The following is a 22,698-nucleotide window of genomic DNA, read 5'->3' as shown; positions in this document are numbered from 1 at the left end:
TCCGCGTGTTCGGCGACCCGTCGCACTCCCCTCACACGCCGCTGCGTTCGAGGCGCAGCACCGGCCGGTGCCCTTCGGAGACGATCCTCGGTCCGCGTGTGCCGTCGACGGCCTCGGCGTCGACGATGACCTCGCTCACCGCGTCGTCACCCGGCACGTCATACATCGCGTCCTCGAGCGTGCGTTCGATGATCGAGCGCAGCCCGCGCGCGCCGGTGCCGCGTTCGAGCGCGATGCGCGCGATGCGCTCGATCGCGTCGTCGGTGAAGGTGAGCGTCACGCCGTCGACGGCGAACAGCTTGCGGTACTGGCGCGTCAACGCGTTCGCCGGCTTCGTCAGGATCTCCTTGAGGTCGTCGGCGCCAAGCTCGTCGAGCGCCGTGACGACCGGCAGGCGACCGATGAACTCGGGAAGCAGCCCGAAGTTCTCGAGGTCGTCGGCGGTGACCTGCGCGAGCAGTTCGGCACGCCCGACCTGCCGCGCACCCCACGACGTGCCGAAGCCGCTCGTGCGCCGTCCGAGCCGGTCGGCGACGATGTCGTCGAGACCGACGAAGGCGCCACCGCAGATGAACAGGATGTCGCGCGTGTCGATCTGCACCGATTCGGCCTCGCGGTGCTTACGCGCACCTTCGACCGGCACATTCGCGACGGTGCCTTCGATGATCTTGAGCAGCGCCTGCTGCACGCCCTCGCCGGACACGTCGCGCGTCACCGACGTGTTCTCGCCGCTCTTGCGCGCAATCTTGTCAATCTCGTCGATGTAGATGATGCCGTGACTCGCGCGCGCGACGTCGCCGTCGGCGGTCTGGATGAGCCGCTGGAGCACCGTCTCGACGTCGTCGCCGACGTAGCCGGCCTCGGTGAGCGTCGTCGCGTCGACGATGACGAAAGGCACGCGCATCGCCTTCGCGAGCGTCTGCGCGAGGTAGGTCTTGCCCACGCCGGTCGGTCCGAGCATCAGGATGTTCGATTTGGCGACGTCGATGTCGTCGTCCGGATCTGCGATGCGCCGCGCGGCGGCCGTCAGCAGCGTGTCGCCGTCGGCGCCCCCGTGCCGCGCACGACGCGCCTTCTCGATCTCGATGCGTTTGAAGTGGTTGTAGACGGCGACGCTCAGCGTGCGCTTGGCCGATTCCTGCCCGATGACGTATTCGTCGAGCACGGCGTTGATCTGCGCCGGCTTGGGCAGTTTCATGACCTCGAGCTTCGTGTCCTTCGTCTGTTCGTCGGCGATGATCTCGACGCACAGCGCGACGCATTCGTCGCAGATCGCCACGCCCGCGCCGGCGACGAGGCGGTTCACCTCGCGTTCGCTTTTGCCGCAGAACGCGCAGCGCTGCATGCCGTCGTTGTAGCTGATCACTCGTCCCATCGTCGCCGTCCTCGTCACGTCGCGGATGCCGTCGTCGCCGGCCGCGGCGCGCCGTGCGCCGCCGCGACCCATGATAGCCGTCAGGCTACACCGCGCATCGGCCGACGCCGCTGAGCCGCTATGGCGACGGCGGCGCGGACAACCGGGAATATCCCCTCTACTGTCCGCGCCGCCGTCGTTGTTGATTGTGCGTTGATTGTGCGTCGTCGATTACGGCTCAGGCCTTCGCGCCGCGCGGCGCGAGCACCTCGTCGACGATGCCGTATTCCTTGGCCTCCTGGGCCGTCAGGAACGTGTCGACCTCAATGTCCTTGCGGATGCGTTCGATCGGCTGACCGGTGTGCTTCGCGAGCGTGTCCTCGAGCCACTGGCGCATACGCAGCATCTCCTTGGCCTGGATCTCGATCTCGGTCGCCTTACCGAATCCCTGGTCGATCGCCGGCTGGTGGATGAGCACGCGCGCGTTCGGCAGGATCAGGCGCTTGCCCTTCGTGCCCGCAGCGAGCAGGATCGCCGCCGCCGAGGCCGCCTGGCCGAGGCACACGGTCTGCACGTCCGGCTGGATGTAGTTCATCGTGTCGTAGATCGCCGTCATCGCCGTCATCGAACCGCCCGGCGAGTTGATGTACATCATCACGTCGCGGTTCGGGTCCATGCTTTCGAGCACGAGCAGCTGCGCCATGATGTCGTCGGCCGTCGTGTCGTCCACCTGGACGCCCATGAAGATGATGCGGTCGTCGAAGAGCCTCGTGTACGGGTTCTGCCGCTTGTAGCCGTACGGCGTCTTCTCTTCGAATTCGGGCACGATGTACCGGTTCTGCGGCGTCTGGAAACCGGCGATGCCGCGCGGTCCCGCGAGTCGTTCGGCGCGGGCGACGAATTTCGCTTCCTCGGATGCCATGCTCACTCCTTGTCCATGTTCATCGTGTCGTGCGTCGAGACGAGCTTGTCGACGAAGCCGTACTCGAGTGCCTCCTGCGCGGTGAACCAGTGGTCGTATTCGTTGTCGCGGTAGATCTCCTCGACGGTGTGCCCCGTCTGCTCCGCCGTGAGCTCCGCGAGCGTCTTCTTCATGTTCATGATGAGTTCGGCGCTGATGCGCACGTCGGTCGTCGTGCCGCCGATGCCGCCCGAGGGCTGATGCATGAGCACGCGCGCATGCGACGTGAGGAAGCGCTTGCCCTTCGTGCCCGAGCTCAGCAGGAACTGGCCCATCGACGCGCACATGCCGATACCGACCGTCGCGACGTCCGGCTCAATGAGCTGCATCGTGTCGTAGATCGCCATGCCCGCCGTGATCGAGCCGCCCGGCGAGTTGATGTACAGCCAGATGTCGCTCTTGGGATCCTCGGCGGCGAGCATGAGCATCTGCGCGCAGATGCGGTTCGCCATGTCGTCCTTGACCTCCTCGCCCATCCAGATGATGCGGTCCTTGAGGAGTCGGTTGAAGATCGGATCGGCGGGGCCCGCCGGCATCGCGCCGTCGTCCATCGTCGGCGTAAGTAGGTTACTCACGTTGTCTCCTTCATTGGTGTGTCCTGAACAGTCACATTACTTGGTTCAAACGACGCGGACCCGTTTCTATTCCCGACCCGCGCGCACGGCGTGCGCAGCCTCCGAAAGCCGGCGCTCGTGCACGGACGCGACGAATCGTCCGACGCCGACCGAGATGGCGCATGCGCATGCGACCGGCACATACAGGTTCGATGGTGCCTCGGTGAGCTCCATGACGAGCGTCATCGCCATCAGCGGCGCGTTCTGCGAGGCGGCGAGCAGCGCGCACGCCCCGAGCAGCGCATACACGCCGATCGAGTTCGTGCCGAACATGAGCAGCCACAGCACGCCGAGCGCACATCCGAGCGACGAGCCGAGCGCGATGCCCGGCGTGAGCACGCCGCCCGAGGCGCCCGCGCGGATCGTCATCAGCGTGACGACGGCCTTCGCGGCGAAGGAGACGAGCAGCAACGGGATGAACGCGAGCTCGGGGCGTCCGGAGAAGCCCATCTGCGCCGTCGCGCGCCCGTTGCCCATGACCTGCGGAATCCAGATCGCGATGAGCGCGGTGATGGCGCCGGCGAGCGGCAGCTGCCACAGAATCGCCGTGCCGGAGGCCTTGTGCGACTCCGCCCACGACGCGCCGCGGCGGAACCAAGCACCGCATACACCGGCGAGCGTGCCGACGACAATCGCGAAGGCGAACAGGTCGGGCGTGAAATGCGCGTCGACTGTGCCGATGACGTAGAACGCATGCGTCCCCTTGATGAGCGTGGCGACCCACGCGGCGAGGCTCGAGCACAGCATCGACAGCGCGACGGTGGCCGCCGTCACGTCCTTGAGCAGGATCTCGATTGCGAAAAACACGCCGGCGAGCGGCGCATTGTAGACGCCAGCGAGGCCCGCACCCGCCGAAATCGCGACGACCTCCATCAGGTCGCGCCGGTGCAGCCCCGTCCATCGGCACAGGCGCTGCGCGAGCATCGCGCCGAGTTCACGCGGCGCGACCTCGCGGCCGACCGACAATCCGCATCCGACGATGCCGATCTGCAGCAGCACGTGGCACACGGTCTGCCATGCCGGCATCAGGCCGCCGCGCACGGCCTGGCGCACCGACGGCACAGCGGTCGTGCGCGTACGCAGCAGCCACCAGCATACGGCGGCGATCGTCGCGCCGCCAATCAGCGAGACGGCGCGCCTGAGCGGATGGGTCAGGAACGGCCCGGGCATCGCCGGCGATTCGACAAAGCCAAGCGCCAGATGCTCAATCGCGTACAGCAGCAGCGTGAGCAGTCCCGAACACACGCCGACGGCGATGCCGAGCAGCACGACGGTGACGACGAGCGCCGTCAGCCGCGAGCCGAGCGGCGCGCGCCCCGGATCGAGGTCGTCGTCGCGCAGTTCGCCGGCCACGGCCTCGCCGTTGTCGAAATGCCCTGCGGTGATGTTCATGCCCATGCCCTCCATGATGCCCGCCGCAGCGACGGGATTACGTCAAAGGCGATGCCCCGCGTCCGCGGCGTGCGGATGCGGGGCATCACAAACGGATCGGCGCTATGGCCGTTCAGCCGAGGAAACCGAAGAATCAGGCTTCGGTCTCGTCGCCGGCGTTGAGCGAATCGGCGACGGCTGCGGCGGCGGCCGCGGCGGCGACGGATTCGTCCTCGTCGACCTCGGCGGCGGCGTCATCGGAGCCGAGGAACGCGCTCAGGTCGAGCGGTTCGCCGTCGACCGTGAAGGTGACGGCGCGCATGCCGGCGAGCAGGCCCTTGGAACGGGCAACTTCCTCGACGGCGGAGCCGATCTGGCCGTTGCGCATGATGGCCTGGATGAACTGGTTCGGGTCCATGCCGTACTGCTGGGCGATCGAGGCGAGGAAGTTGAAGACGTCGGATTGGGAGACCTGCACGTCGAGCTTCTCGGCGAGCGCGTCGAGGACCATCTGGTCCTTGAGCAGCTTGTCGACCTCTTCCTCGGCCTGCTTCTTCTGCTCGGCGGTCGCCTTGTCCTTGTCGACGCCCATGGACTGCAGCTGCTGCTCGACCATGTGCTCCTTGACGCCCTTCGGCGCCGGGATGTCGAGGTCCTTCTCGATCGTCTCGATGAACGCGTCGCGCGCCTTCGTGGCCTGACGGCCCTCGGCGTCGGCCTCGACGTTCTTGCGGATCTCGTCCTTGAGCTCGTCGAGCGTGTCGAACTCGGAGGCCTCCTGCGCGAAGTCGTCGTCGAGCTCCGGAAGTTCCTCGGCCTTGACGGAGTTGACCTTGACCTTGACCGTGGCGGTCTCTCCCTCGTGTTCGCCGCCTTCGAGCTTCGACTCGAAGGTCGTCTCCTCGCCGGCCGACAGGCCGTCGAGCGCCTCGTCGAGGCCCTCGAGCATCGTGCCGGAGCCGATCTCGTAGCTGACGCCCTCCTGGGAGTCGACGGGCTCGCCGTCAATCGTCGCCGTGAGGTCGATGTTCGCGTAGTCGCCGTTCTGGGCCGGGCGGTCGACGCCGACGAGCGTCGCGAAGCGCTGGCGGAGCATGTCGAGGCGCGCGTTGACGTCGTCGTCCGAGACCTCGTCCTTCTCGACGGCGATCGTCATGCCGTCGAGCTCGGGAAGCTCGAAGTCGGGACGGCGCTCGACGGTCGCGGTGAACTTGAGCTTCGTGTCGTCATCGGCGCTTTCCGGCAGTTCGACGACTTCGATCTCCGGCTGCGCCATCGGACGGATGTCCTTCTCCTGCAGGGCCTGGGAGTAGAAGTCCGGCAGGGCCTTGTTCACGGCCTCGCCGGCGACGGCGCCGAAGCCGACGCGCTGGTCGACGAGCTTGCCGGGCACGTGGCCCTTGCGGAAACCGGGGACGGTGATCTGCTCGGCGATCTCCTTGCGGGCCTCGTCGAGGTACGGTTCGAATTCGTCCTGATCGACGGTGATGGTGAGCTTGGCCTTGGTGGGCTCGAGGTTCCTGACGCTGATTTTCACGCTTAGCTCCTGAAAAGATATGGTCGTATGGTCTGCCCGAAGGCAACTTTTACATGATAACGCGAGTCAGCGACGCGTTCAACAGCCCGATCTGCCATGCGCGGGCGCCCTCCGCGCGCAGGAAATCGGCCACGTCGCGCCGCTTCGGATGATCGGTCCAGCACAGGTTGCGCAGGATCTGCGGCTTGAGCACCATGTCCGGCGGGATGCGCACGTCCTCGGCGATCTGGTTGACGACGGCGCGGCATTCCTGCAGCAGCCGGTATCGCTGCGGATGGTGCTGGCGCCATATCCGCATCGACTTCGGCGCGTTGCCGGCCTCCGCGCCGCCCTGCTGGCGCACGGCTTGCGGCAGCTGCGCGTCAGGCAGGTCGAGCGCCTGCTGGATCGTCTCCTTCCACACGCGCGGCTTGATCTGACGCTGGATCGGCGCGTAGCGTTCGAACATCTTGTCCTGTTCGGTGCCAAGCTGGATGCGCACGCGCTCGTTGAGCGAACGGATCGCGCGGAACTGCGCGGCATTGTGCGGCTTGCGCTTGGCCGCCTCGATGATCGCGGCGTCGGACAGCAGCAGCGTCGGCGCGATGTCGTAGTGCCGGGCGAGCTCGTCGCGCCGCTCCCACAGCGCCTTGACGACGGCGAGCGCGCGGGTGTCTCCCCCGAGGTCGGTGATATGCGAGACGCGCATCCACGGCGTCGGATGCGGCCGGCGCGGTTCGAGGCCTGCCATCAGCGCGTGGGCGAACTCCTCCTCGGCCCACGCGAGCTTGCCCTGGCGTTTGAGGTCGCGTGTCATCGCCTCGTCGAGTTCGATGAGCAGCTCGACGTCGAGCGCCGCGTAGTTGCGCAGGTCGCGCGACAGCGGCCGATAGGACCAGTCGGCGGCCGAATGCTCCTTGGCGAGCGCGATACCCAGATAGTGCTCGGTGACGTAGGCGAGCCCGTAGCGGTGCAGTCCGAGCATGCGCGCGGCGATCTCGGTGTCGAACAACCGCCCGGGGCGCAGGCCCAGGTCGGCGAATCCCGGCAAATCCTGCCGCGAATCGTGCAGGATCCACACGGCGTCGCCGACGGCCTCATTGAACAGTCCCCAGTCGACGCCCCGGCCACTGAGCGCGATCGGGTCGAGCAGGATGATGCCGGCGTCTTCGCGCTTGAACTGGATGAGCCTGTCCTCGTGGCCGTAGCGGTATCCGGATGCGCGCTCGGCGTCCGCGGCGAGCGGCCCCGTGGCCGCGGCGAGGCGTTCGCAGGCCCGTTCGTAGCCGGCGGCCGTGTCGATGACCTCCGGCACGCCCTCGCGTGGTTGTGTCAGCAGGACCGGCTCAGCGTCCACGTGTGCTCTCCTTCAGATCCTTGCGATGTCACATAACGCATGATGCAGCCAATCGCGGACAGCGCGGCGCCTCCGGTCGGGGCTCCGGCGTCTCAGTAGACGCGGAACCCGTAGGATTCGAACTGTTCGCGCACACGGTCCTTGCAGGCCTTCGACGGCCCCTTCTGGTCCTCGAGCGGATACGGGATGCGCAGCTCGTGCCATTTGGGGCGTCCGAGCTGGTGGAACGGCAGCACGTCGATGTGTTCGACGGCGTCGCCGAAGCTCTGGCAGATGCGCGCGACCTTGTCGACGTTCTCCTCGGCGTCGGTCAGCCCCGGCACGAGCACGAACCGCACCCAGATCTTCTTGCCTCGTGCCGCCAGACGTCGTCCGAAGTCGATCGTCGGCTGCAGGATGCCGCCGGTGACGCGTTCGTACGTGTCCGGGTCGCCCGATTTGACGTCGAGCAGGCACAGGTCGATGTCGTCGATCATCTCGTCGGTGTAGTTGCGGTTGAGGAAACCGGAGGTGTCGAGGCAGGTGTGCACGCCCATCGCCTTGGCCTCATGGAACACGCGCGAGACAAAGGCCGGCTGCATCATCGATTCGCCGCCGGAGAACGTGATGCCGCCGCCGGTCGCCTTGAACAGATCGGCGTAACGCTTCACCTTGTCGACCATCGCCTCGAGGTAGACCGGCTTGCCGTCGCGCATCTTCCATGTGTCGGGGTTCTGGCAGTACTGGCAGCGCAGCGGGCATCCGCTCATGAACACCGTCATGCGCGTGCCGGGGCCGTCGACCGACGTGTTGATGTCCCATGAATGCACGAAGCCGATGTCGCCGGTCTTCAGCGCGCGGATGCGGTCGCGCCGGTCGAGGCCGATCGGCGATTCGAAGCCGGACAGGCCGCCCATGAGCGTCTGGCTCGCATAGGTCTTCGATTCCTTGAGCATGTGCCGCGTCGTCGAGCGGAATGCCGTCTGCTCGTCCATCGGTTCCTCCATTCGTCCATTCGTCTTCGATGTCGTGCGATGCCGCCGGCGTCGGCGGCCGGATACGGCAAAGGGCAGGGTGCGCGACCCCGCCCTTTGCCTGTCGTCCTCAGGCGACCCGCCGTCCTATGACGGGTCCGCCGGTGCGCTCATCGGCGCTCAGTCCTCCACGGCTCCCTGATGGAAGGTACGGGAGATGACGTCGAGCTGCTGCTCCTTCGTCAGCTTGACGAAGTTGACGGCGTAGCCGGAGACGCGCACGGTCAGGTGCGGGTACTTCTCCGGATGCTCGACGGCGTCCTCGAGCTGTTCCTTGCGTAGCACATTGATGTTCGCGTGGTACAGACCGTGGCCGTTGCCGGCGTCGAGGATGCCGACGAGGTTGGCGATGCGCTCGTCCTCGTCGCGGCCCAGGCCGTCGGGCGTGATCGTGTTCGTCAGCGAGATGCCATCGAGCGCGTCGTTGTAGTCGATCTTGCCGACCGAGAACATCGACGGCAGCATGCCGTGCGAGTCCATGCCGTTCTCCGGGTTCGCGCCCGGCGCGTACGGCGTGCCCTTGACGTGGCCGGACGGGAACGAACCGGTGTTCTTGCCGTATTCGACGTTCGACGTGATCGTCAGGATCGACTGCGTCGGGACGGCGCCGCGGTACACCGGCAGGCGCTTGACCTGACCCATGACCGTCGAGACGACCCACTTGGCGAGGTCGTCGGCGCGGTCGTCGTCGTTGCCGTAGAGCGGGAACTCGCCTTCGGTGCGGTAGCCGACGACGAGGTCGTCGTCCGCGCCCTCGACGTACTCGAACTCGTGGCCCGGCATGTCCTTGGCGTCCTTGTTGTAGATCGGGTAGACCTTCGCGTACTTGCATGCAGACAGCGAGTCGGCCGCGATCGACAGGCCGGACATGCCGCAGCCGAGCGTGCGGTAGACCTCGCGGTCGTGCAGCGCCATCTCGATCGACTCGTAGGCGTACTTATCATGCATGTAGTGGATGATGTTGAGCGCCTCGACGTAAGTCTCCGAAAGCCATTCGAGGGCCTTCTCGTAGTTCGCCTTGACCTTCTCGAAGTCGAGCGAGCCGTCGGCCTCCGGCTGGACCGGGTCGATGATGCCCTTGTCGATCACCTGCATGCCGGTCATCTCATCGCGGCCGCCGTTGATCGCGTACAGCAGCGCCTTCGCGGAGTTGACTCGCGCGGCGAAGAACTGCATCTGCTTGCCGACGCGCATCGGCGAGACGCAGCATGCGATCGCGGCGTCGTCGCCCCAATGCGAGCGGATCTCCTTGTCGGACTCGTACTGGATAGCCGAGGTGTCGATCGAGATCTTCGCGCAGAAGTCCTTGTAGCCTTCCGGCAGCTTCGGATCCCAGAAGATCGTGATGTTCGGCTCCGGACCGGGTCCGAGATGCTCGAGCGTGAGCGTGTTGAGCAGGCGGAACGACGTCTTCGTGACCATCGTGCGGCCGTCGTCGCCGAAGCCGCCGTCCGACCAGGTCGCCCAGTACGGGTCGCCGGAGAAGATCGCGTCGTAGTCCTTCGTACGCAGGAAGCGCACGATGCGCAGCTTCATGACGAGGTTGTCGATGATCTCCTGCGCGTCCTGCTCGGTGATCGTGCCGTTCTTCAGGTCACGCTCGAAGTAGCAATCGAAGAATGTGGAGACGCGGCCGAAGCTCATCGCGGCGCCGTCCTGGCTCTTGACCGAGGCGAGGTAGCCCATGTAGGTCCACTGGACGGCCTCCTTCGCGTTCATCGCCGGACGCGCGAGGTCGAGACCGTACTCCTTGCCCAGGTTGATGAGCTTCTTGAGCGCCTTGATCTGCTCGTCGTGCTCCTCGCGGTAGCGGATCCAGTGCTCGATCTCGGTCTCGGAGAAGTCGTTGCGGTACGGGATCGCGTCCTTGTCGCGCTGCTTGAACTTGATCAGCGTGTCGACGCCATACAGCGCGACGCGGCGGTAGTCGCCGATGATGCGGCCGCGACCGTACGCGTCCGGCAGGCCGGTGAGGATCTTGTTGTGGCGCGCGACCTTGATGTTCTTCGTGTAGACGCCGAAGACGCCGTCGTTGTGGGTCTTGCGGTACTTCGTGAAGATTGCCTTGACGGCCGGGTCGGGCTCCTTGCCCGCTTCCTTGATCGCCTGCTCGACCATGCGCCAGCCGCCGTTCGGCATCATCGCGCGCTTGCACGGCTCGTCGGTCTGCAGGCCGACGATGACGTCGTCGACTTCCGGCGAATCGATGTAGCCGGCCGGGAACGCGTCGATGTCGGCCGGGGTCTGGGTGTCGACGTCGTAGACGCGCTGCTTGCGCTCGACGGCCAGATAGTTGTCGTCGAGGTACTGCCACAGATGCTTCGTCTTGTCGGTGGCGTCCGCGAGGAAGGACTCGTCGCCCTCGTACGGCGTGTAGTTCTTCTGGATGAAGTCACGGACGTCGATGTCCTTCTCCCAGTTGCCGGGAACGAAGCCCTTCCAGGCCTGCTCCTTGATGTCCTCCGGGGAGACCGCGGTTGCCTCAACTGCTGCCATATTCACTCCTTTTTGGGGGGTCTGTTGCGACGCGTCTTCGTGTCGTTGCCTGTTTCATGATAACCGTTCGTCATCGGCGAACGGCTGCGCACACGCGTGACCTTGATCACATTCCCGGTTTTTCCATGTGATGCGCGTCACTCATCGTCAATGTGAGCGTGCACATTCATCGATGATCGATGCCGCGTATCGATAACCGACTCCGTTCATCGACGACGAAGGCCGCGCCGATCGACGTCCGTTCGAGCGGCACGGCCTTCGTCGTCTTCAGCGTCCCGTGGGACCCGTCATTTCGACGAGCCCCAGCTGTTCCACGCGTGGTCCTCGTCTTCCCAGCGCTTGTTGCGTTCGGCCGCCGTCTTGAGCGCGTCCATCGCCGCCTGCTTCGTCGGGTACGGCCCGATGCGGTGCTCCATCGGCGACTGCGGACCGAGCTCGACCTGCCCGGTCGCCGTGTTGTAATACCACTGCTGCGCTTCGCTCATGCTCTCGCTCCTTGTATTGCGTTCGGCCGGCGTGCCGACCGAGCCGTGTCCCATGCAATTTCTGCCGCTGCGCGATTGCGCCGCCGCAGACGCCTGTTGCGCTCACCACTGTACGCCGGGGGCGTGCGGGTCCGCTATTCGCGGAACCTGTCGGTGACCGGCAGACGCCGGTCGCGGCCGAACGCGAGCGCGCTCACCTTCGGTCCGAGCGGGTATTGGCGGCGCTTCCATTCGGCGCGGTCGACGAGACGCATGACCGTGTCCACGGTCTTCTCGTCGAAGCCGTCGGCGAGCAGGTCGGCGCGTCCGTGCGCACGTTCGATGTAGGCTTCGAGGACCTTGTCGAGCAGCGCGTACTCCGGCAGCGAATCCGAGTCCTTCTGTCCGGGGCGCAGCTCGGCGCTCGGCGCCTTCTCGATCGAGCGGACCGGGATGACGACGCCGCCGGCCGGCATGACGCCCGCGTCGCCTTCCTCGTTGCCGACGATGCACAGGCCGCCGACGCCGATGCCCTCGGCGGCCGCGCGGTTGCGCCAGCGTGAGAGCGCCCACACTTTCGTCTTAAAGACGTCCTTGATCGGCGCGTAGCCGCCGACGGCGTCGCCGTAGATCGTCGAATAGCCGCAGGCGAGTTCGGATTTGTTGCCGGTGGCGAGCGCGAGCGCACCCTTCGAGTTCGAATACGCCATGACGATGACGCCGCGGATGCGCGCCTGCAGGTTCTCGGCGGCCACGCCCTCCAGCTGCAGCTGGCTTTGGAAGGCGTCGAAGAGCGGTTCGATCGGCTGCACGTCGTAGTGGGCGCCGAGGTTCGCGGCGAGGTCGGCCGCGTCGTCCTTGGACCCGTCCGACGAGTACATGCTCGGCATCGAGATGCCGTACACGGCCTCGCCGCCGGCGGCGTCGGCGGCCATCGCGGCGACGAGCGCCGAGTCGATGCCTCCGGACAGGCCGAGCGTGACCGTCGTGAAGCCGTTCTTGGCCATGTAGTCCTTGAGGCCGAGCACGCAGGCCGTGTAGACCTCCTCGTCCTCGTCGAGCGGCGCGGCGATCGTCGTCGGCCGCTGGCGGTCGGCCTGCGTGTCGAGGTCGAAGTACGCGAGGTCCTCGACGAACATCGGCGAGCGTTCGAGCAGCGTGCCGTCGACGTCGACGACGAAGCTGCCGCCGTCGAAGACGAGGTCGTCCTGACCGCCGACCTGGTTGACGTAGATCATCGGCGCGCCGACCTCGGCCGCGCGCCGCGCTCCCAGCTCGAGGCGCGTGTGCGTCTTGCCTTCCTCGTACGGCGAGCCGTTGATCGTCAGCAGCAGGTCGATGCCGAGGCGTGCGAGTTCGGCGACGGGGCCGCCGTCCTGCCAGATGTCCTCGCAGATCGCGACGCCGACGCGTGCGTCGGCGATGTCGAGCACGACGGCGCGCTCGCCGGACGAGAAGATGCGGAATTCGTCGAAGACGCCGTAGTTGGGCAGGAAGTGCTTGTCGTAGCCCGCCCAGACGCGTCCGTCGTGCAGGACGACGAGACGGTTGCGCGGCTTGCCGTTGGCGTGGTCGGTGCCGATCGTGCCGGCGACGACATACAGCTCGCCCAGGCCTTCGTCGCCAAGCGCGGCGGCGAGCCGGTCGGCGGTTTCCCAGGCGGCCTTGCGGAAGGTCGCGCGCAGCGCGAGGTCCTCGATCGGGTAGCCGGTGAGCGTCATCTCCGGGAAGATGACGACGTCGGCGCCGCCCTCCTTGGCGCGCCGGGTGAACGTGAGGACCTTGCGGGCGTTGCCGTCGAGATCTCCGACGCAGGTGTCGATCTGCGCGAGTGCGAAACGTAGTGTGCTCATGCCCACCAAGTGTAGCGCCCAGGTGTTGCGCCGCGCGCCTTCCTATTCGTTCGCGAGCGTATGCAGCGTCTCGAGCGCGGCGTTCGCGTAGAACTCGGCGCCGGTCTTCACGGTCTCGTCGAAGCCGACGAAGCGCGGGCTGTGCCAGTCGGCGCAGCCGGGCGTGCCATTCGAGCCGACGAAGGCGAAGACGAGGCGTGTCACCTCGGCGTATTCGGCGAAGTCCTCCCCCGCCATCGACGGCATGATCGGCGCGGCCTCGGCGTAGGCGCCGATCGCGGCGGCGACCGGCGCGATCAGGTCGGGGTCGCACACAAGCGGGGCCTGGAAGTCGTCCCATTCGATGTCGGCGCGGATACCGTAGGCCGCGGCCGTCGACATGACGATCTGCTTGAAACGGCGGGCGGCGAGGTCGCCGTCCTCGCGGTGGAAGTAGCGGGCGGTGCCCTGGAATCCGGCTTCGGCGGGAATGACGTTCCACACGTCGCCGCCGTGCACCTCGGTCACCGAGACGACGAGCGGGTGGAACGGCGAGACGTTGCGGCTGACGATCGTCTGCAGCGCGAGAATCATCGAACTCATCGCCTCGAACGGGCCGGTGCCCTTGTGCGGGTAGCCGCCGTGCGCGCCGTCGGCGTGCAGGTCGACGCGGAAGCGCACGCAGCCGGCCATCATCGGCTGCGCGCCGGCGGCGAGGACGCCGGGCGCGTAGTTCGGGTTGTTGTGCGTGCCGATGATCGCGTCGAGACCGTCGGCGAGCCCGGCGTCGATGACGGCGCGTGCGCCGCGTCCGAGCTCCTCGGCCGGCTGGAAGATGACGCGCAGCGTGCCGTGGATGAGGTCGCGGTGCGCGTTGAGCCAGAACACGGCGCCGAGCAGGCTCGCCATGTGCAGGTCGTGACCGCAGGCGTGCATGACGCCGTCGTTGACGGACGCGAAGTCGAGTCCCGAATCCTCGCGCACCGGCAGGCCGTCGATGTCGGCGCGCAGGCCGACGACCGGTCCATCGTGCGCGCCCTCGATGCGCGCGACGACGCCGGTCGGCATCGGGTCGTCGAGCAGTTCGACGCCGTGCGCGGCGAGCACGGAGCGCAGATATGCGCTCGTCTCGCGTTCCTCGAAGGAACGTTCCGGATGGCGGTGCAGATGGTGGCGGATCGCGCGCAGTTCGTCGCTCAGTTCGATGCTCACGGCCATGATTGCCTTCTTCCCTGTTGTTTGTTCTTCTCTGCTGCGTTTGGCCTTCCCCGGCTACGCCGTCGCTCAGCGGCGCAGCAGCCGCTTGGCGATCGCGTTCGCGATGGCCTGCACGACCTGCACGAGCACGATCATGATGATGACGGCCGTCCAGGTGACGGTCTGGTCGAACTTCTGGTAGCCGTACGCGATCGCGAAGTTGCCCAGGCCGCCGCCGCCGATGTAGCCGGCCATCGCGGACATGTCGAGCACGCCGATGAACAGGAACGCGTAGGCGAGGATGAGCGGCGCGAGCGCCTCGGGGATGAGCACGGTGCGGATGATCGTGAACTTCGACGCGCCCATCGCGCGCGCCGCTTCGATGACGCCGTGGTCGACCGGCACGAGGTTCTGCTCGACGAGGCGCGACGTCGCGAAGGTGCACATGATGCACATCGGGAAGATCGCCGCCGTCGTGCCGATTGACGTGCCGACGACCTTGACGGTCAGCGGCTGCATCGCGGCGAGGAAGATGATGAACGGAATCGGACGCACGATGTTGACGAGGATGTCGAGCACGCGATAGACGACGCGGTTCTCGAAGAGGTTGCCCGGGCGCGTGCCGTAGAGGATGACGCCGAGCACGAGGCCGAGCACGCCGCCGATGACGATTGTGATGAGCACCATCTGCAGCGTCTGGACGACCGACTGCGCGAGCAGCGGCTTGAGGACGCTCCAGTCGCTGCGGCTCGCGAGCGTCGCGGCGGGGGCGAATGCGGATGCGGATGCGGATGCGAGGGTGTACATCAGTCACGTTCCTTTCGTGCGGCCTTGCGTTCCCGCGGGGTCGTGGGCGTCATGTCGACGACGTCGTCGTTCTGTTCGATCATTTCGAGATCGTCGTCGAGCGTGGGCGTCGACGTGGCTGTCGCCTCGTCGGGGCCGAGCGCGATGCGGGCGCGTTCGACGGCCGTGTCGTAATCGACCGGATGTGCCTTCGTGCCGAAGTCGACGATGTCGCTGTGGCGGCGCAGGTCGTCGAGGAAGGCGTCGATCCGCGCCTCGTCGCCGGTGAACTCGTAGGTCATCGCGCCGATCGCGATGTCCTGCACGGTGTCGATGCCGCCGTACAGCAGGCCGCTGCTGATGCCGTGGCGGGCGATGAGTTCGGAGATGTCCTGTCCGGAGGCGGGCACGAGCACGTTGCCGTCGGCGTCGACGATGTCGCGCTGACGCACGACGACGGTGACGAGACGTCCCGGCCACTGCTCGCGCATGACGGCGATGCGCGCCGGGTCGGGCAGGCCGTCCATCGCCGTGGCGATGAAGCGCTTCGTGACCGGCTGCTTCGGCGCGGCGAAGACGTCGTAGACATCGCCCTGTTCGACGACGCGGCCGGCGCTCATGACAGCGACGCGGTTGGCGATCTGCTGCACGACGTTCATCTGATGCGTGATGAGCACGATCGTGATGCCGAGCTGACGGTTGACGCGTTCGAGCAGCTGGAGCACCTCGGTCGTCGTCTCCGGGTCGAGCGCGCTCGTCGCCTCGTCGGCAAGCAGGATCTTCGGGTTCGTCGCCAGGGCGCGCGCGATGCCGACGCGCTGCTTCTGGCCGCCCGACAGCTGCGACGGGTACTTGTTCGCATGTTCGGACAGGCCTACGAACTCGAGCAGCTCGCGGACGCGCTTGTCCTGATAGTCCTTGCGCCAATGGTCGAGCTTCAGCGGATAGGCGATGTTCTGCGCGACCGTCTTCTGCGAGAACAGATTGAACTGCTGGAAGATCATGCCGATCTTCTGGCGCACCGGCCGCAGCCTGCCCTCGCCCATATGCGACACGTCGTGGCCCATGACGGTGACGGTGCCGCTCGTCGGCTGCTCGAGTGCGTTGATCATGCGCACAAGCGTCGACTTGCCGGCGCCCGAATAGCCGATGATGCCGAAAATGTCGCCTTCGTCGATGCTCAGCGAGACGTCGTCGACGGCGCGCATCGTCTTCTTCGCGCCGCGCTGCCTGAACTCCTTGACCACATGGTCGAAGACGATGATGGGTTCCTTGCCTTGCGTCATTGTGTCGCCTTTGTCTCCTTGATTTGCCCCGCCTCTCCCCCGTCGCCCGCGCATCGCGCCGAATGCGAGAGAAAGCCGCCGGCCGCCATTGTAGCGGCACGGGCGGCTCATCGTGCGCGTTGCCCCGTGGCGGCGCGCCGTGTGCGGCGAAGGGCTCACTTGCCGCTCGCGCGGATGTCCGATTCGATGTCGGTCAGGTACTTCGCCAGTTCGGTCTGCGAGAACTTGTCTGCGAACACGGCGGTGCCTGCCGACTCCTCCTGCAGCGCGTCGAGCACCGGCTTCGTCTGGTAGATCTCGACGCACTTGCGGTACACGGCGTTGTCCACGTCGTCGGCTCGCACGGCGAAGATGTTGATGTAGGGGCGCGACTCCTCAGATTCTGCGTCGTCATGGTAGATCGCGTCGGTCGGGTCGAGGCCGGCGTCGGCGACGTAGTCGTTGTTGATGACGCCGGCGGACAGGTCGTCGCCGCCCGACTTGAGTGTGTTTGCGATCTGCTCGGCCTTCATCGGCACGACCTTGACCTTCGATTTCGCCTCGTCGATGTCCTGCGGAATCGTGAACGCCGTCCAGTCGCCCTTGAGCGTGACGACGCCGGCGGCCTTGAGCACGCCGATCGCGCGCGCCTGGTTCGTCTCGTCGTTCGGAATCGCGACCGTCGAGCCGGCCGGCAGATCCTTGATGTCGGTGTACTTCGGCTTGCCGTCCTTGTCGAAGGAGGAGTAGACGCCGAGCGGGTAGATCGCCACGCCGCCGAGCGGCTGCAGGTTCTTGTTGTTCTGCACGTTGTAGTTGGCCAGATACAGCAGATGCTGGAACTCGTTCATGTCGAGGTCGCCGGCGTCGAGCGCCGGGTTCTCGCTCGTATAGTCCTGGAAGTCCACGATGTCCACGTAGACGCCCTTCGCCTCGGCCTGCTTCTTGAATTCGATCCACTGCGGATCGGTCGCGCCGACGACGCCGATCTTCACCGGATTGTCCTTCGTGCCCTTCGTCTCGGCGCTCGCGGCCGCCTTCCCGCCGTTGTTCGCGCGGTGGAAGCCGAAGAAGGCGCCCGCCGCCACGAGCAGCACGACGACGACGGCGATGATGATGTTGCGCGCCGTGTGGTTGACGCGCACCGGCTCGTCGGTGTTCAGCTCGGGCGCCTTGCCCGGTTCGTTGGCGTTGTTCTGGCTCATCTCGTTTCCTCTCGTTCCTCTCTCGATGGTTCCTTGGTGTGCGTAGGTCCCGCGTGCGCCCGAACGTGCCCGTCGGCGCCGCGACGTGTTCAAGGATACGACCGCGCGGGACGCGACGGTGCCGTGTCGTTATCGTTTCCTCTTATAAGCGGCGTTCACGCATGGCAACGCCAACGATCGCGCATCCGGCGACGTTGCCGTCTGCGTCCACATGCGACGACGACGGCGACGACAATAACGGCAGCGGCGCACGATAGACTGACCTCCATGACGACGACCACAACCGACTCCGACCGATACGCGAACGACGCAGCCGCCCGCGAGGCGGGGCGCGACGTGCGCGCCGTGTTCTTCGACATCGACGGCACATTGACGAGCTTCACGACGCACGAGGTGCCGCCCTCGACGATCGACGCGCTCGACGCGTTGCGCGCGAAGGGCATCCGCATCTACATCTGCACCGGCCGCTCCCCCGAACAGATGAAAGTCGTGCTCGACGCGCTGCCGATCCGTTTCGACGGCATCGCCGCCGTCAACGGCCAAATCTGCTACAGGAGCGACGGCACGATCGTCGCGGACCGGCCGATCGACGAGGAGGACGTGCGCGTGATCGTCGGCTGGCTCGACCGTCATCCGGACGTCGTCGCCGTGTTCGGCGAACGCGACACCGCATATTTCAACCACGATTCCGCACGGATGCGCGCGATGTGGCAATCGCTGGGCAAGACGGCGCCGAAGCTGCGCTTCATCGACCCGCATACGCGCATCGGCGACCATCGCATCTACCAAATCAGCCCCTATGTGGGCCGCGACGACGAGCATGCGATCGTCGGGGAATGCCGTAATGTGCGCGGCGTGCGCTGGCATCCCGATTTCGTCGACCTCATCCCGGCCTCGGGCGGCAAGGACCGTGGCATCGAAGCGCTGCTGTCCGACGCCGGACTGACGCGCGAACAGTCAATGGCCTTCGGCGACGGCGGCAACGACGTGGACATGCTGCGCTACGCGCATATCGGCGTCGCGATGGGCAACGGCACCGACGACGCGAAGGCGGCCGCCGACTACGTCACGCGAAGCGTTGACGACGACGGCGTCGTGCGTGCTCTGCGGCATTTCGGTGTGCTGTGACGACATCGGCATCATCGATTCAGCAACATCATCGATTCATTGACATCATCGATTCTGCGCGCGGCGCTCCGTTCGCCGTCGGGCGCAGCGTCGTGCGCGAGCGCGGCCGTATGCTACCGTGTCGAGGTATGACCACTATTATCATGCACACCTCCGAAGGTGATATCACGATCGACCTGTTCGACGACAAGACGCCCAAGACCGTCGAGAACTTCCTCGGTCTGGCCACCGGCCAGAAGGCTTGGCGCGACCCGTTCACCGGCGAGCAGTCCAACGAACACTTCTACGACGGCCTGACCTTCCACCGCGTCATCAAGGACTTCATGATCCAGGGCGGCTGCCCGCTCGGCACCGGCACCGGCGGCCCCGGCTACGACTTCGACGACGAGATCGTCCCGACGCTCAAGTTCGACCGCCCCTACCTGCTCGCGATGGCGAACGCCGGCCTCGCCCGCGGCGCCGACGGCAAGCTGCACGGCACGAACGGCTCGCAGTTCTTCATCACGACGGTGCCGACGCCGTGGCTCGACGGCCACCACACGATCTTTGGCGAGGTCGCCGACGAGGCGTCGAAGGCGATCGTCGACAGGATCGACTCCGTCGCGACCGATGCGCGCGATTGCCCGCTCGAGCCGGTCATGATCGAATCGATCGAAGTCAAGGACTGAGGCTTTTCGGCCGCCGAGGCCCCGCGACGACGAACGACGTCGCGACGGCGGCCGGTTTCGTGACGACATAAGCGGACGGGAGGGACACCCCTCCCGTCCGCTTGTCGTTGCTGATGACGTGTCGATGCCGCCCGTGCGCTCAGTGCTGCGCGTCGAGGCCGTCGCGGATGCGGCGCATGCGCGGCTGCGCGGAGTCCTTCGCGCCGGTCAGTCGGTAGACGTCGAAGACGCCGTCGATCTTGCGCACCGCGGACAGCAACGTGTTCAGATGCTGCGGATCGGCCATCTCGAAGCTGAACTGGCTCGTGGCGACGCGGTCCGAGCCGGTCGCGATCGAACCGGACAGGATGTTGACGCCGTGGTCGGAGAGCACGCGCGTCACGTCCGAAAGCAGATGCGGACGGTCGAGCGCCTCGACCTGGATGCGCACCATGAACAGGCCCTTGTCGTTCGTCCACGACACTTCGACGACGCGTTCGGGTTCACGGTGTTTGAGGTTGATCATGTTGAGGCAGTCGACGCGGTGCACCGAGACGCCCTCGTTGCGCGTGATGAAGCCGATGATGCTGTCGCCGGGCACCGGCATACAACATTTGGCGAGCTTGACCCAGATGTCGGTGACTCCCTTGACGGCGATGCCCGGGCCGGAGCCGGCGTGGCGGCGCTTGGGCACGCGCAGCGGCAGCACCTCCTCCTCCGCCTCCTCGGCGACCTCGTCGCTGCCGGCGTCCTTGACCAGATGGGAGATGACGTTCTGTGTCGAGACCTGCCCCTCGCCGATCGCCGCGTAGACCGCTTCGGCGTTCGGCAGGTTGAGGTCGTCGGCCACGCCGACCATCGCCTCCGGCGTCAGCAGCGCGTTGACCGGCAGGTTGCGTTTGCGAATCGCGCGCGTCAGCTCGTCGCGGCCCTCCTCGATCGCCTCGGTGCGCCGCTCCTTGCTGAACCATTGGCGGATCTTGTTGCGGGCCTTCGGGCTTTTGACGAAGCTCAGCCAGTCGCGCGACGGGCCGGCCGTATCCGACTTGCTCGTGAGGACCTCAACGGTGTCGCCGTTCTCGAGCGTCGTGTCGAGCGGGACGAGACGCCCGTTGACGCGCGCGCCCATCGTGCGGTGACCCACCTCGGTGTGCACGGCGTACGCGAAGTCGACCGGCGTGGCGTCCGCCGGCAGCGAGACGATCTTGCCCTTCGGCGTGAACACGTACACTTCGGCCGAACCGAGGTCCTCCTTGAGTGAACCGAGGAACTCGTTCGAATCCGGCGTCTCGCTCGTCCAGTCGGCGAGCTGCTGGATCCATTTGAGGTTGTCGGCCTCCTCGAGCTCCTGCCTGCCGCGTTCGCGGTCCGCCTTGTCCGGCGTGCTCAGCGCGCGTCCGGCCTGCCCGTTCGCCTTGTACTTCCAGTGCGCGGCGATGCCGAACTCGGCGCGCCGGTGCATGTCCCACGTGCGGATCTGGATCTCGACCGGCTTGCCGCCGGGGCCGACGACCGTCGTGTGCAGGCTCTGGTACATGTTGAGCTTCGGCATCGCGATGTAGTCCTTGAACCGGCCCGGCACCGGGCTCCAGCGCGCATGCACGGCGCCGAGCACGGCATAGCAGTCCTGAATTGTGTCGACGATGATGCGCACGCCGACGAGGTCGTAGATGTCGGAGAAATCATGGCCGCGCACGATCATCTTCTGATAGATCGAGAAGTAGTCCTTCGGTCGTCCGGTGACCATCGCGTGGATGTTGAGATCCCCGAGATCCTCGTTGATCTCGGCGATGATCTGCTTGAGGTAGACCTCGCGCTGGCCGGCGCGGTGCGCGACGAGCATGACGATTTCGTTGTAGATCTTCGGGTAGAGGACCTTGAAACTCAGCTCCTCGAGCTCCGTCTTGATCGCGTTCATGCCCAGACGGTTCGCGAGCGGCGCGTAGACGTCGAGCGTCTCGCGCGCCTTGCGTTGCGCGCTCGACGGCTTGACGTAGCGCCAGGTGCGCGCGTTGTGTACGCGGTCGGCGAGCTTGACGACGAGCACGCGCACGTCGCGGCTCATCGCGACGACCATCTTGCGGATCGTCTCCGCCTGCGCCGAGTCGCCGTAGTCCATCTTCGTCAGCTTCGTGACGCCGTCGACGAGCCCGGCCACCGTGTCGCCAAACTCGGCGCGGCATTCCTCGAGCGTGTAGTCGGTGTCCTCGACCGTGTCGTGCAGGAGGCCTGCTGCGACGACGAGCGGACCCATGCCGAGGTCGGCGAGGATCTGCGCGACGGCGAGCGGATGGATGATGTACGGCTCGCCGGATTTGCGCCGCTGCGTCGAATGCTGGAGCACGGCGCGCCGGTAGGCGCGCGAGAGTATCTCCATGTCCTCGTCCGGATGGTGCTGCCGGCAGATGGCCAAGATCGGGGCAAGCGGATCGAGCGGGTTCTCGCTGATTTCGCAGCCGAGCATGTTGGCCGGCTGCATCTCCTCGTCCATGTCCGCCATCGTCCATGCTCCTCTCTCATCCACGCGCCGTCTTCCCACGGGCGTCATTTCATTCTACGCGCGGCACGCCGCCGATCGGCACGCCTCTATGCCCCCGTCGACCCGAAGCCGCGTTCGGCCCGGTCGGATCCGGGCAGCGCCGTGGCTGGCACGAAAGTCGCCTCGACATAACGCTGGATGACGAGCTGTGCGATGCGATCGCCCGCCTCGAAGATGGCCCGTTCGTGGGCGTCGAGGTTGATCAACGGCACCATGATCTCGCCTCGGTATCCGGCGTCGACGGTGCCAGGCGCGTTGAGCACCGTCACGCCTTTGTTCACGGCGAGGCCCGAACGCGGATGCACGAGCGCCACATAGCCTGCCGGCAGCGCGATGCGCACGCCGGTGTGCACGAGCGCCCGTTCGAAAGGTTCGAGCTCCACATGCTCGGTCGTGATCAGGTCGGCGCCGGCGTCCCCGGCGTGCGCGTAGCGCAGTTCGACCGGATGCGCCGGGTCGACCGGGCAGACGAGCACCTCGGTAGATTCGGGTTCGTTGTATGCGGGGTCGAAGCTCATCAGGCCGCACACTCCTTGCACACCGGCTGGCCGTCCGGCGTCGTGTACGCGAGCTGGCTGCGGTGCTTGACGAGGAAGCATTCGGAGCAGATGAACTCGTCGCCCTGCATCGGGATGACGGTCACCGATGCGTCCTCGTTGCTCAAATCGGCGCCGGGCAGCTCGTAGTCCTCGGCGATCGCGTTCTCGTCGTCGTCCATATCGGTCGCGGAGTTCTGCGAGCTCTTGCCGAGCGCCTGCAGCGACTCCTCATCCTCGTCCTTGTTGCGCGGGGAATCATAATCCTGTGCCATAGCGATTCCTTTCATCGATTGATGGCGACTTAATCATTGCGACGCACCATACAATACATGGTTTTCCCCGCATAGGATACACGATGAAGTCGTTACGCAAAATCCGACACGTGGGGCACAATGGAAAGCGTTCACATTCTGG

The 22,698-nt window shown here is 66.2% G+C and carries 19 protein-coding genes; 2 read left to right on the top strand and 17 right to left on the bottom strand.

The window, feature by feature from the left end; translation table 11 throughout:
• Positions 1–31: 31 nt before the first annotated feature.
• The 14 genes from clpX to CGZ88_RS01025 all read right to left on the bottom strand — a co-directional run bounded on the left by clpX (position 32) and on the right by CGZ88_RS01025 (position 17,431).
• Positions 32–1,375 carry an ATP-dependent Clp protease ATP-binding subunit ClpX gene (gene clpX / locus CGZ88_RS01090; RefSeq protein ID WP_101671096.1) on the bottom strand — a complete coding sequence of 448 codons (1,344 nt, stop codon included), beginning with the start codon at positions 1,373–1,375 and terminating at the stop codon, positions 32–34.
• 217 nt (positions 1,376–1,592) lie between these two features.
• On the bottom strand, positions 1,593–2,276 hold the full coding sequence (locus CGZ88_RS01085) for an ATP-dependent Clp protease proteolytic subunit (RefSeq protein ID WP_026645061.1): 684 nt from the start codon (positions 2,274–2,276) through the stop codon (positions 1,593–1,595).
• Positions 2,277–2,278: 2 nt separating this feature from the next.
• Positions 2,279–2,866 carry an ATP-dependent Clp protease proteolytic subunit gene (locus CGZ88_RS01080; protein WP_026645062.1) on the bottom strand — a complete coding sequence of 196 codons (588 nt, stop codon included), beginning with the start codon at positions 2,864–2,866 and terminating at the stop codon, positions 2,279–2,281.
• 90 nt (positions 2,867–2,956) lie between these two features.
• Complete coding sequence (locus CGZ88_RS01075) at positions 2,957–4,321, bottom strand: chloride channel protein (RefSeq protein ID WP_231371429.1); 1,365 nt, start codon at positions 4,319–4,321, stop codon at positions 2,957–2,959.
• A 133-nt stretch (positions 4,322–4,454) separates the two neighbouring features.
• Positions 4,455–5,837: a trigger factor gene (gene tig, locus CGZ88_RS01070; protein WP_101670890.1), complete on the bottom strand. Its 1,383-nt coding sequence runs from the start codon at positions 5,835–5,837 to the stop codon at positions 4,455–4,457.
• A 49-nt stretch (positions 5,838–5,886) separates the two neighbouring features.
• Positions 5,887–7,173 carry an HRDC domain-containing protein gene (locus tag CGZ88_RS01065; RefSeq protein ID WP_101670889.1) on the bottom strand — a complete coding sequence of 429 codons (1,287 nt, stop codon included), beginning with the start codon at positions 7,171–7,173 and terminating at the stop codon, positions 5,887–5,889.
• Between the two features lie 92 nt (positions 7,174–7,265).
• Positions 7,266–8,147 (bottom strand): pyruvate formate-lyase-activating protein, encoded by an 882-nt coding sequence (gene pflA / locus CGZ88_RS01060; RefSeq protein ID WP_026645066.1) that lies wholly within the window; start codon positions 8,145–8,147, stop codon positions 7,266–7,268.
• Between the two features lie 159 nt (positions 8,148–8,306).
• Complete coding sequence (gene pflB, locus CGZ88_RS01055; protein WP_026645067.1) at positions 8,307–10,682, bottom strand: formate C-acetyltransferase; 2,376 nt, start codon at positions 10,680–10,682, stop codon at positions 8,307–8,309.
• Between the two features lie 287 nt (positions 10,683–10,969).
• Positions 10,970–11,167: a hypothetical protein gene (locus CGZ88_RS01050; RefSeq protein WP_101670888.1), complete on the bottom strand. Its 198-nt coding sequence runs from the start codon at positions 11,165–11,167 to the stop codon at positions 10,970–10,972.
• 134 nt (positions 11,168–11,301) lie between these two features.
• Positions 11,302–12,999 (bottom strand): NAD+ synthase, encoded by a 1,698-nt coding sequence (locus CGZ88_RS01045; RefSeq protein ID WP_101671095.1) that lies wholly within the window; start codon positions 12,997–12,999, stop codon positions 11,302–11,304.
• 42 nt (positions 13,000–13,041) lie between these two features.
• Positions 13,042–14,196 (bottom strand): M20 metallopeptidase family protein, encoded by a 1,155-nt coding sequence (locus tag CGZ88_RS01040; RefSeq protein WP_026645070.1) that lies wholly within the window; start codon positions 14,194–14,196, stop codon positions 13,042–13,044.
• A 66-nt stretch (positions 14,197–14,262) separates the two neighbouring features.
• On the bottom strand, positions 14,263–14,982 hold the full coding sequence (locus tag CGZ88_RS01035) for a methionine ABC transporter permease (protein ID WP_034523743.1): 720 nt from the start codon (positions 14,980–14,982) through the stop codon (positions 14,263–14,265).
• Complete coding sequence (locus CGZ88_RS01030) at positions 14,982–16,247, bottom strand: methionine ABC transporter ATP-binding protein (protein ID WP_026645072.1); 1,266 nt, start codon at positions 16,245–16,247, stop codon at positions 14,982–14,984. The genes CGZ88_RS01035 and CGZ88_RS01030 overlap by 1 nt, the downstream gene beginning before the upstream one ends.
• Before the next feature lie 155 nt (positions 16,248–16,402).
• Entirely contained in the window at positions 16,403–17,431 is a 1,029-nt protein-coding gene (locus CGZ88_RS01025; RefSeq protein ID WP_026645073.1) for a MetQ/NlpA family ABC transporter substrate-binding protein, read from the bottom strand.
• Between the two features lie 267 nt (positions 17,432–17,698).
• On the opposite strand from CGZ88_RS01025, the gene CGZ88_RS01020 reads away from it, so the two are divergent.
• Positions 17,699–18,559, top strand: coding sequence for a Cof-type HAD-IIB family hydrolase (locus CGZ88_RS01020; RefSeq protein WP_081664052.1), 861 nt, complete (start codon positions 17,699–17,701; stop codon positions 18,557–18,559).
• Positions 18,560–18,687: 128 nt separating this feature from the next.
• Positions 18,688–19,227: a peptidylprolyl isomerase gene (locus tag CGZ88_RS01015; RefSeq protein ID WP_026645075.1), complete on the top strand. Its 540-nt coding sequence runs from the start codon at positions 18,688–18,690 to the stop codon at positions 19,225–19,227.
• A 139-nt stretch (positions 19,228–19,366) separates the two neighbouring features.
• Here the strand turns inward: CGZ88_RS01015 and CGZ88_RS01010 are convergent, their stop codons facing one another.
• The 3 genes from CGZ88_RS01010 to CGZ88_RS01000 form a co-directional block, all read right to left on the bottom strand.
• Positions 19,367–21,706, bottom strand: a complete 2,340-nt coding sequence (locus tag CGZ88_RS01010; RefSeq protein WP_026645076.1) for a RelA/SpoT family protein — start codon at positions 21,704–21,706, stop codon at positions 19,367–19,369.
• A gap of 86 nt (positions 21,707–21,792) precedes the next feature.
• Positions 21,793–22,263, bottom strand: coding sequence for a dUTP diphosphatase (gene dut, locus CGZ88_RS01005; protein WP_026645077.1), 471 nt, complete (start codon positions 22,261–22,263; stop codon positions 21,793–21,795).
• Positions 22,263–22,556 carry a DUF4193 domain-containing protein gene (locus CGZ88_RS01000; RefSeq protein WP_026645078.1) on the bottom strand — a complete coding sequence of 98 codons (294 nt, stop codon included), beginning with the start codon at positions 22,554–22,556 and terminating at the stop codon, positions 22,263–22,265. The genes dut and CGZ88_RS01000 overlap by 1 nt, the downstream gene beginning before the upstream one ends.
• Between the last annotated feature and the right edge of the window lie 142 nt (positions 22,557–22,698).

The organism is Bifidobacterium anseris (genome assembly GCF_002860345.1).
Classification (GTDB): Bacteria; Actinomycetota; Actinomycetes; order Actinomycetales; family Bifidobacteriaceae; genus Bifidobacterium; species Bifidobacterium anseris.
The sequence above is the reverse complement of the archived record's forward strand: the minus strand, read 5'-3'. Positions and strand labels throughout refer to the sequence as shown.

Excerpts from the sequence above, each read along its gene's own strand:
- clpX (WP_101671096.1), bottom strand. The coding sequence starts at position 1,375 with ATGGGACGAGTGATCAGCTACAACGACGGCATGCAGCGCTGCGCGTTC.
- CGZ88_RS01085 (WP_026645061.1), bottom strand. The coding sequence starts at position 2,276 with ATGGCATCCGAGGAAGCGAAATTCGTCGCCCGCGCCGAACGACTCGCG.
- CGZ88_RS01080 (WP_026645062.1), bottom strand. The coding sequence starts at position 2,866 with ATGGACGACGGCGCGATGCCGGCGGGCCCCGCCGATCCGATCTTCAAC.
- CGZ88_RS01075 (WP_231371429.1), bottom strand. The coding sequence starts at position 4,321 with ATGAACATCACCGCAGGGCATTTCGACAACGGCGAGGCCGTGGCCGGC.
- pflA (WP_026645066.1), bottom strand. The coding sequence starts at position 8,147 with ATGGACGAGCAGACGGCATTCCGCTCGACGACGCGGCACATGCTCAAG.
- pflB (WP_026645067.1), bottom strand. The coding sequence starts at position 10,682 with ATGGCAGCAGTTGAGGCAACCGCGGTCTCCCCGGAGGACATCAAGGAG.
- CGZ88_RS01050 (WP_101670888.1), bottom strand. The coding sequence starts at position 11,167 with ATGAGCGAAGCGCAGCAGTGGTATTACAACACGGCGACCGGGCAGGTC.
- CGZ88_RS01045 (WP_101671095.1), bottom strand. The coding sequence starts at position 12,999 with ATGAGCACACTACGTTTCGCACTCGCGCAGATCGACACCTGCGTCGGA.
- CGZ88_RS01040 (WP_026645070.1), bottom strand. The coding sequence starts at position 14,196 with ATGGCCGTGAGCATCGAACTGAGCGACGAACTGCGCGCGATCCGCCAC.
- CGZ88_RS01035 (WP_034523743.1), bottom strand. The coding sequence starts at position 14,982 with ATGTACACCCTCGCATCCGCATCCGCATCCGCATTCGCCCCCGCCGCG.
- CGZ88_RS01030 (WP_026645072.1), bottom strand. The coding sequence starts at position 16,247 with ATGACGCAAGGCAAGGAACCCATCATCGTCTTCGACCATGTGGTCAAG.
- CGZ88_RS01025 (WP_026645073.1), bottom strand. The coding sequence starts at position 17,431 with ATGAGCCAGAACAACGCCAACGAACCGGGCAAGGCGCCCGAGCTGAAC.
- CGZ88_RS01020 (WP_081664052.1), top strand. The coding sequence starts at position 17,699 with ATGACGACGACCACAACCGACTCCGACCGATACGCGAACGACGCAGCC.
- CGZ88_RS01015 (WP_026645075.1), top strand. The coding sequence starts at position 18,688 with ATGACCACTATTATCATGCACACCTCCGAAGGTGATATCACGATCGAC.
- CGZ88_RS01010 (WP_026645076.1), bottom strand. The coding sequence starts at position 21,706 with ATGGCGGACATGGACGAGGAGATGCAGCCGGCCAACATGCTCGGCTGC.
- dut (WP_026645077.1), bottom strand. The coding sequence starts at position 22,263 with ATGAGCTTCGACCCCGCATACAACGAACCCGAATCTACCGAGGTGCTC.
- CGZ88_RS01000 (WP_026645078.1), bottom strand. The coding sequence starts at position 22,556 with ATGGCACAGGATTATGATTCCCCGCGCAACAAGGACGAGGATGAGGAG.